The sequence below is a fragment of the Actinomycetospora sp. genome (assembly GCF_055612215.1).
On record NZ_JBVPVA010000517.1, the window covers coordinates 1 to 8367 of the forward strand.

Genomic DNA, 8367 nt, shown 5'->3' on the forward strand with positions numbered 1-8367 from the left:
GTGACCTCCCCGGTCTCGAGCACGTAGGCCTGGTGGGCGAGCCCGAGCGCCTGCTTGGCGTTCTGCTCCACCAGCAGCACCGTCACGCCCTCCGCGTTGATCTCCTCGATCACCCGGAAGATCTGCGCGATGAACTGCGGCGCCAGGCCCATGGAGGGCTCGTCGAGCAGCAGGAGCCGCGGCCGGGCCATGAGCGCGCGTCCGATCGCGAGCATCTGCTGCTCGCCCCCGCTCAGCGTCCCCCCGACCTGGTGGCGCCGCTCCGCCAGGCGCGGGAAGAGCGTGAAGGCCCGCTCCAGGTCGGCCCCGAACTCGGCCGAGCGGCGGTCCTTGCGCACGAACCCGCCCATGTCGAGGTTCTCCAGCACCGTCATGCCCGGGAAGATCCCCCGGCCCTCCGGCACCTGGCAGATCCCCCGGCGCACGCGCAGGTCGGCCCGGATCTTCGTCAGGTCCTCGCCGTCGAACGTCATGCGCCCGGACTGCGGGGCGAGCAGGCCCGAGACGGTCTTCATCGTCGTGGTCTTCCCGGCGCCGTTGGCCCCGATCAGCGTGACGATCTGGCCCTCCTCGACGGCGAGCGTGATCCCCCGCAGCGCCCGGATGCGCCCGTAGGCGACGTTGAGGCCCTCGAGCTCGAGCAGGCTCACGCGTCTCCCTCCGATCCGGTGTCGTCGGCCCCGGTGCCCAGGTAGGCCGCGATGACGGCCGGGTCCCGGCGCACCGCCTCCGGGGCGCCGTCGGCGATCTTGCGGCCGAAGTCCAGCACGACGAGGCGGTCGGTCACCCCGAGCACCACGCGCATGTCGTGCTCGACGAGCACCACCGTGTACCCGTCGTCGCGGATCTTGAGGATGAGCTCGGAGAGCGCGTCCTTCTCCGTGGCCGAGAACCCGGCGGCCGGCTCGTCGAGGCAGAGCAGCTTGGGCTCCGTCGCGAGCGCCCGGGCGATCTCGAGCCGCCGCTGGTCGCCGTAGGGCAGGGCGGTCGCCTTGTCCGCGGCCCGGTGGGCGATGCCCACGAACTCCAGCAGCGCCATCGCCTTATCGGTCGCCTCCCGTTCCTCGCGGCGGTGGCGCGGGAGCCGCAGCAGCGCCCCGGGCACCGACGTCCGGTGCCGCGCGTCGGCGCCGACGACGACGTTCTCCAGCGCGGTCATCGCCCCGAAGAGCCGGATGTTCTGGAACGTGCGGGCCACCCCGGCACGGATGATGCGGTAGCGCTTCATGCGGGCGAGCGACTCGCCGTCGAGGCGGATGTCCCCGGCGGTCGGCCGGTAGACCCCGGTGACGATGTTGAAGCAGGTCGTCTTCCCCGCCCCGTTGGGTCCGATCAGCCCGAGGATCTCGCCGCGCGTGACGTCGAACGAGACGTCGTCGAGCGCGGTGAGGCCGCCGAACCGGACCGTGAGGCCGTCGACGGCGAGCAGCGTCTCGCCCGGCGCCACCCCGAACTCCCGGCCCGGGGCGACCGTCGCCTGGACGGACGCCTCGTGGGCCGCGCGCTCGGCCTCGTCCATCTGCTCGAGGGACTCCAGGAGCCCCTCGCCCGTGGTCGGCTCGGTCATTCCCCACCTTCCCGCGGAGACGACCCGGCGTGGTCGTCGGGGACGGTCTCGGGCAGCTCGCCCGAGACGCGCGTCGAGGAGGTGAGGCCCGTCGGCGCGACGCCGGTCCCGGCCCCGAACAGCTTCTGGTACGCCTGCCGTCCGTACGCCAGCAGGTGCTGGCGCATCCCGAGGAGCCCCTGCGGGCGGAAGATCATCAGCACGATCAGCGCGACGCCGAAGACGAGGAACCGGTACTCGGGCTCGAACTGGAAGCGGTCGGGGATGTAGGAGACGAGGAAGGCCCCGACGATGACGCCGACCTTGTTGCCCTGCCCGCCGAGGACCACCGCGGCGAGGTAGAGGATCGAGGTGGTGATGTCGAAGCGCTGGTTGTTGACGAAGCCGACCTGCGCGGCGAACAGCGTGCCGGACAGCCCGCCGACCGCGGCACCGATCGCGAACGCCCAGATCTTGAAGCGGTAGGTCGGGACCCCGGTGAGCTCGGCGGCGTCCTCGTCCTCGCGCACCGCGATCCAGGCGCGCCCCACCCGCGAGCGCTCCAGGTTCCCCATGAGGAACAGCACGATGATGATGATCGTGACGGCGAGCCAGTAGAAGCCCTGCGCGTCGGTCTGGGTGAACAACGGCGTGCCGTCGGGGTAGGTCCCGCCCGGGCGCGCGATGTTCTGGAAGCCCCGGTTGCCGCGCAGCGGGTCGACGTTGTCCGCCAGCAGCCGGACGATCTCCCCGAAGCCGAGCGTGACGATCGCGAGGTAGTCGCCGCGCAGCCGCAGGGTCGGCGTGCCGAGGATGACGCCCGAGACCATCGTGATGGCCATGGCGATCGGCACGATGACGAGCCACGGGACGCGCACGCCGAGATCGGAGTCGGGCGAGGAGAGCAGCGCCGCGACGTAGGCGCCGATCGCGAAGAAGCCGACGTAGCCCAGGTCGAGCAGGCCCGCCTGCCCGATGACGACGTTCAGCCCGATCGCGATCAGCGCGAACACCGCGGCGTTGAAGAGCGCGATCGAGAAGTCCGTCGCCGGCTCGGTCGTGATGATCGGCGGGTTGATGACCGGCAGGAAGTAGATCAGGACGACGACGGGGACCAGCAGGCCCCACTGCTCGGGCCGGCTGCGGGCGTTCCACCAGCGGGACGCCTCGCCCCACCGTGAGCGGGCCGTCGGGCGGGAGGGTCCCGACGACGGGTCGGGGCGGGTCCCGTCCGCGGTCGGGGCATCCGTGGTGGTCATACGCGGGCCTTCCCCAGCGACTCGCCGAGGATCCCGGTGGGCCGCAACATCAGCACGCCGACGAGGAGCACGAACGCGACGACGTCACGCCAGTCCCCGCCGAACAGCGACTGCCCGTAGTTCTCGACGATCCCCAGGATGAGGCCACCGACCAGCGCCCCGCGCAGGTTCCCGATGCCACCGAGCACCGCCGCGGCGAACGCCTTGATCCCCAGCAGGAAGCCGCCGTTGAAGACCGCACCCTGCGGGATGGTCATCAGGTAGAACAGGGCGGCCGCGCCGGCGAGCAGGCCGCCGAGCAGGAACGTGATGACGATGACGCGCTCGCGGTTGACGCCCATGAGCGTGGCGGTCGCCGGGTCCTGGGCGACCGCCCGCACCCCGCGCCCGAGCCGGGTGCGGTTCACGAAGCCGTCAGCGGCGAAGAACATCGCGACCGACGCGACGATGATGATCAGCTGCAGGTTCGTCACCGGCGCCCCGAACACCCGGAACAGCGGCTGGGGCTGCAACAGCCGGATCGTGCCCTCGGGGTTCGACCCACGGAAGATCCGGAAGAGCTGCTGGACGACGAACGAGGCGCCGATCGCGGTGATGAGGAAGGCGAGGCGCGGTGCGTTGCGTCGTCGCAGCGGACGGTAGGCGACGCGCTCGAGCAGCACCGCCGCCAACCCCGCGAGGATCATGCCGACGGCGCCGGCCAGGACGAGGTCGGCGATGATCCCGCCGATCGGGAGGCTCGGGACGGCCCCGGGCTGGAAGCCCAGGGCGAGGAACGTGAAGTACACGCCGAACACCCCGATCACGAAGATCTCGGAGTGGGCGAAGTTGATGAGCTGGAGCACCCCGTAGACGAGGGTGTACCCCAGGGCGACCAGCGCGTAGATGCTTCCGTAGGCGAGGCCGTTGATCGTGTTGGCCCAGAAGCGGTCGAAGAACAACCCGACGTCGAAGTTGATCCACGGTCCGGAGTCCTGCGTGACCAGGTCCGCGACGGCGATGACGGTGTGGATGACGCTCTCCCGGGGAGGCACCGGCGGAGCGGGCGGTGGCCCGTCACGCGCGGACAGGTGGTGGGGCGCTCGTCGTCGAGACGCCGGGGGCCCGACGTACGACGGCCGCGCCCGGGGCGGACCCGGGCGCGGCCGTCGTGTCGGGGGTCAGCTGATCGGCGAGTCCGTCACGATGTTGGTGCCGTCCACGCGGTAGACGTAGACGGGCGTGTCGGTGAGCTCGCCGTTCGGCTGCCACGCGAACTTCTTCGTCAGGCCCTGGCCGTTGTAGGTCTTGACGTAGTTCAGTAGCGCCGGGCGCGAGTTCAGGCCCTTGTCGATACCGCTGAGCAGGATCGTCGCGGAGTCGTACGCCTCGGCCGAGTACGTCTGCGGCGGGGTCCCGTAGGCCTGCTGGTACGCCTGCGTGAAGGCGGTGAAGCCCTCCTGCGGGACGCACGGGCAGGTCAGGTAGGCGCCGTTGGCGGCACCGCCCGCGTTCTTGACGAACTCGGGGTCCTTGACGCCGTCGGGCGCGACGAACGTCGTCTGCACGCCGGCGTCCCGTAGCTGCTGGACCAGCGGCGCGGCCTCGTTGTAGTAGCCCGCGTAGAAGATCACCTGCGGGTTGGCCTGCTGGACCTGGCCGACCGTCGCGGAGAACTCCTTCTGGTCGGTCTTGACGTTGCCCTGGCACGCGGCGGCGGCCGGGCCGAGGGCCTGGGTGATGGCGTTCGCGAGTCCGGTGCCGTACTCCGAGTCGTCCTTGATCACGCAGACGGTCTGCGGGTTGAACTTGGTCTTGATCCACTTCGCGGCGGCCGGTCCCTGCACCGCGTCGTTGCCCAGCGCCCGGAAGAAGTTCGTCCAGCCGTTCTGGGTGAGGCCGGGGTTGGTGGCCGACGGCGTGATGTTGACCAGCCCGGCGGCGTTGAGTGCCGGGCCGAGGGCCTTCGACTCACCGGAGAACGGGAGGCCGACGATGCCGAGCACGGCCGGGTTGTTGATGACGGCCTGCGTCGGGCCGACCGCCGTCGCCGGGGTCCCGCCCGAGTCGGACTTGACCAGGGTGACCTGGCAGCCCGGGTTGGCCTGGTTGTGCTGGTTGACCGCCAGCTCCGTCGCGTTGGCGATCGCCTGCCCGAGGGCGGCGTTCTGGCCGGCGAGGGTGCCCACGTAGGCGATCGAGGTGCCGGGCGCGCACTTGCCCTGACCGTTGCCCGCGGGCAACGCGGCGTTGTTGGGCTGGGCGGGGGCGGGGGCCTGGCTGGTCTGCGCAGAGCCACCTCCGCCCTGGTTGGCGCAGCCGGAGAGCACCAGGGCCGCTGCCGCGACCAGGGCACCCGCGGCGGCGAGCCGACGTCGGACCACTGATTCAACCTCCGTTGCACGCGTGCTCGAGGAGCGACCGGAGAAGATTCAAACTCGCCCGGTCGGGTGGGAAAGATAGACCCAAATCCCGGGGGTGAACAGGTCTGGTCCACTGTCGGTACGCGCGGTGCCGCCCCCCGCCCCGTCACCGGCCCGGCGGGTGCGGAGTGGATCTCAGGGCTGGGTACGGTCGGGGATCCATCGTCCGCCGACCAGGCGATACATGGTGACCGCGTCCGACCCGACGTCGCCGAAGCGGTCGAACGAGATGGGACCGGTGACGCCGTCCGCGTCGTAGGCCTGGGCGGCCTGGGCGACCGGGCGCCGCAGGTCGGGCGACCACTCTCCGCCACCGCGGCCCAAGGCCGTGCCCGTGGCCCCGACGACGACGTTCGTGGCGTCGAAGCTGAACGCGCCGTACTGACCCCAGGTCTCGCGGTAGCCGGCCGCGCGGTAGGCGGAGAGGAACGCCGTGGCGCCCGGCAGCGTCTCAGTGGGCGGTCCGACCGAGGTCCCGAGGTCGCCGTCGCGTCCGCCCGCTGCCGCGTAGTCGGGGTCGACGATTCCGTCGCCGCCCACCAGCGGGATGCCGAGGCCCGACAACGCCTTCGACAGCGGCCCGGCGTCGGGGTACTCGCCGCCGTAGAAGACCGCCTGGGGTCGGGCGCGGCTGATGGCGGCGACCGCGGCCGCCGGGGGCGAGCCGGCCGGGAGCGTCATCCGCATCACGGCGTCTCCCCCGCGGGTGCCGAGCTGCTTGACGAACTCGTCGGCGATGCCCTCGCCGTAGGTCTGGCCGTCGCTGACGACCGCGACGCGGGTCCGGCCGAGCGCGGCGAGGTGGTCGGCCGCCGCCGGGCCCTGCACCGCGTCGGTGGCGACCACGCGGAAGTAGGTCTGGTACTGGCGCAGCGGCGCGGCCACCGGGTTGACGCCGCGGGTGAGCGAGACGTTCGTGTTGCCCGGGGAGACCTGGACGATGCCCGCGTCGCCGAGGACCGGCTGTACCGCCTGGGCCGTCGAGGAGTTGTAGGTGCCGACCACGCCGATCAGGTCGGGGTTCGTCGCGAGCTCCCGGGCGGCCGCGGCCCCCGTCGGGGGGTCCGCGCGGTCGTCACGGGCCTGCAGCTCGAGGCGGTAGCCCGGGACCGCGCAGCGCTCGTTGGCCTGGCGGACCGCGAGGTCGGCCGAGTCGCGCATGCCCAGGCCGATGTTCGCGAGCGGGCCGGAGAGCGGGGCGATGAGCCCGACGGCGAGGGTGCCCCGGTCGGTGTCGCAGTCCCCCGCCTGCCCGGAGGCTCCCGACGAGCACGCGGCGAGCGCCAGCGCGGCGGCGAGGACCCCGACGGTGACCAGGCTCGCGGTGCGGCGCGGGCGCCCCGCGGCGCCGTTCCCCCACCGGGCCCGGCGGGTGATCCGTGCGCGGACCGATGCACCACCCACCGCGACCTCCGGGAACGCCACCGACATCGACGGCGGCCACCGTAGGTCACGATCGAGCGACGGCCGTCAGCGGGTCGGGGCGTCGCGGCTGGTCAGGGCTCCGGCCGGGCACGGACACTCACAGGGCGGTATGACGCAACGTCACGCATTCCGTCTCGGTGAGCGACGGCGGCGTCCGGGTGACCCCGGTGCGGCGGACCGGTGACGGGCCCGGACCGGTCAGCCGAAGGTCTCGACGACCGCCTCGGCGACGTGCTTCATCGTCGTGCGCCGGTCCATGGCGGTGCGCTGGATCCAGCGGAAGGCGTCCGGCTCGCTCATCTTCTTCTTCGCCATGAGCAGGCCCTTGGCCCGCTCGACGGCCTTTCGGGTCTCGAGGCGGTCGGTGAGTCCCGCGACCTCGTTCTCGAGCGCCGTGATCTCCGCGAAGCGGCTCGCCGCCACCTCGATGGCCGGCACCACGTCGGTCTTGGTGAAGGGCTTGACCAGGTAGGCCATGGCGCCCGCGTCGCGCGCGGAGTCCACGAGGTCGCGCTGGCTGAACGCGGTGAGCATGACGACGGGGGCGATGCGCTCCTGCGCGATCGTCGTCGCGGCCTCGAGCCCGTCGGTGCCGGGCATCTTGATGTCCATCATCACCAGGCCGGGCTTGAGCTCGCGCGCCAGCTCGACGGCCTGGTCGCCGTCGCCGGCCTCCCCGACGACGTCGTAGCCCTCCTCGCGGAGCATCTCCACGAGGTCCATGCGGATGAGGGCCTCGTCCTCGGCCACGAGCACGCGCAGCGGCTCGCGCGGCGCGGGCTCCTCCGGGGCGACGGCCGCGTCGGCCGCCGCGGCGATGTCCTCGGCCTGCTGACTCATCTCGGTCTCCCGCGCGTCGCTGCGTCCGGCCCTGCCGTGGCGACGCCCCAGGCCGGCTCGATTCAGGTGACCGTACCGGGCGAGACCGCTGGTCCGTCCGCGACGAGCGCCACGGTGTGGACCAGCTAACAATGCGGCCACCAGGCGCGGCCCGTCAGTGTTTCGGGCCGACGAACTCGTCGAGCCGGGCGACCGCCGCTCGGCGGGCGACGGAGACCGTGTCGCTCCGGGATCGGCGGTGGGCGATCTCGAGACGGTCCAGGGCGGCCTCACACAGCGCGAGAATGTCCGCCGACTTGTTGGAGAACATGTACCTCGGATACTCGTAACGCACGAGGCCGTGCTCGGTCCGCTTCTGTGTCCAGTTGAGAACGCGACATCCGTCCGAGTGGATCAGGCCGCGCAGAAATCGGCCGGGATACTCGTCGACCACAGCGCATTGCCAGGGTTCGAGCACGATCGGCCGGGTGTGCTTCGTCCCGGGTCCGTGCTGCGGGAAGAGGCACAGCCAGTGCTCGGAGTGGCTGCGCCACGCGTGGCAGCCCGTCCGGTCGGCGCGCGACACCGGGCTGTTCGGCATGACGGCCCGCATCGCCTGCGCCACCTCCTCGGAGACCCCGGGCCAGGCATCGGCGCAGTAGATCGCCAGGACCGCGGAGTTCGGTGTCGGCGTGGTGATGTGCCCGTCGCCGAGGTACGTGCCGAGGAGGTACGCGTACCGGGTTCGATCCAGCGGCTCGCCGTCGCACCGCGGACAGGGCTGGGAGAAGCGCGGTGTCCGGGGCTGTCGACGCCCGCCACGACACCTGTACTGCACCGTGCGCTTCGGGATCCCGAGCTTGCGGCCGATCTCGGTCGCGTGGAGCCCGGCCGCGGCGAACTCGAGTGCGGTCTC

8 protein-coding genes are annotated in these 8367 nt (G+C 71.9%); all 8 read right to left on the reverse strand.

What is annotated here, in order from left to right; genetic code table 11:
- On the reverse strand, positions 1–650 hold a 650-nt coding region (locus AC0CYZ_RS14345; protein ID WP_472216423.1), incomplete at its 3' end, for an ABC transporter ATP-binding protein.
- Positions 647–1567, reverse strand: a complete 921-nt coding sequence (locus tag AC0CYZ_RS14350; RefSeq protein ID WP_472216425.1) for an ABC transporter ATP-binding protein — start codon at positions 1565–1567, stop codon at positions 647–649. The genes AC0CYZ_RS14350 and AC0CYZ_RS14345, both read right to left, overlap by 4 nt.
- Positions 1564–2805 carry a branched-chain amino acid ABC transporter permease gene (locus AC0CYZ_RS14355; RefSeq protein ID WP_472216427.1) on the reverse strand — a complete coding sequence of 414 codons (1242 nt, stop codon included), beginning with the start codon at positions 2803–2805 and terminating at the stop codon, positions 1564–1566. The genes AC0CYZ_RS14350 and AC0CYZ_RS14355 overlap by 4 nt, the downstream gene beginning before the upstream one ends.
- Complete coding sequence (locus tag AC0CYZ_RS14360; RefSeq protein ID WP_472216437.1) at positions 2802–3746, reverse strand: branched-chain amino acid ABC transporter permease; 945 nt, start codon at positions 3744–3746, stop codon at positions 2802–2804. Before AC0CYZ_RS14360 ends, AC0CYZ_RS14355 begins: the two co-directional genes overlap by 4 nt.
- Positions 3747–3965: 219 nt before the next feature.
- The gene (locus tag AC0CYZ_RS14365; RefSeq protein ID WP_472216429.1) at positions 3966–5168 is read right to left on the reverse strand and encodes a branched-chain amino acid ABC transporter substrate-binding protein; all 1203 of its coding nucleotides are present in this window, start codon (positions 5166–5168) and stop codon (positions 3966–3968) included.
- Between the two features lie 174 nt (positions 5169–5342).
- Positions 5343–6638, reverse strand: coding sequence for a branched-chain amino acid ABC transporter substrate-binding protein (locus AC0CYZ_RS14370; RefSeq protein WP_472216431.1), 1296 nt, complete (start codon positions 6636–6638; stop codon positions 5343–5345).
- 192 nt (positions 6639–6830) lie between these two features.
- Complete coding sequence (locus AC0CYZ_RS14375; RefSeq protein ID WP_472216433.1) at positions 6831–7472, reverse strand: ANTAR domain-containing response regulator; 642 nt, start codon at positions 7470–7472, stop codon at positions 6831–6833.
- Positions 7473–7626: 154 nt separating this feature from the next.
- Positions 7627–8367 (reverse strand): hypothetical protein (locus AC0CYZ_RS14380; RefSeq protein WP_472216435.1); only part of this gene is annotated, 741 nt, incomplete at its 5' end.

What these genes read in the sequence shown, in the direction of transcription:
- AC0CYZ_RS14350 (WP_472216425.1), bottom strand. Translation starts at nt 1,567, where the DNA reads ATGACCGAGCCGACCACGGGCGAGGGGCTCCTGGAGTCCCTCGAGCAG.
- AC0CYZ_RS14355 (WP_472216427.1), bottom strand. Translation starts at nt 2,805, where the DNA reads ATGACCACCACGGATGCCCCGACCGCGGACGGGACCCGCCCCGACCCG.
- AC0CYZ_RS14370 (WP_472216431.1), bottom strand. Translation starts at nt 6,638, where the DNA reads ATGTCGGTGGCGTTCCCGGAGGTCGCGGTGGGTGGTGCATCGGTCCGC.
- AC0CYZ_RS14375 (WP_472216433.1), bottom strand. Translation starts at nt 7,472, where the DNA reads ATGAGTCAGCAGGCCGAGGACATCGCCGCGGCGGCCGACGCGGCCGTC.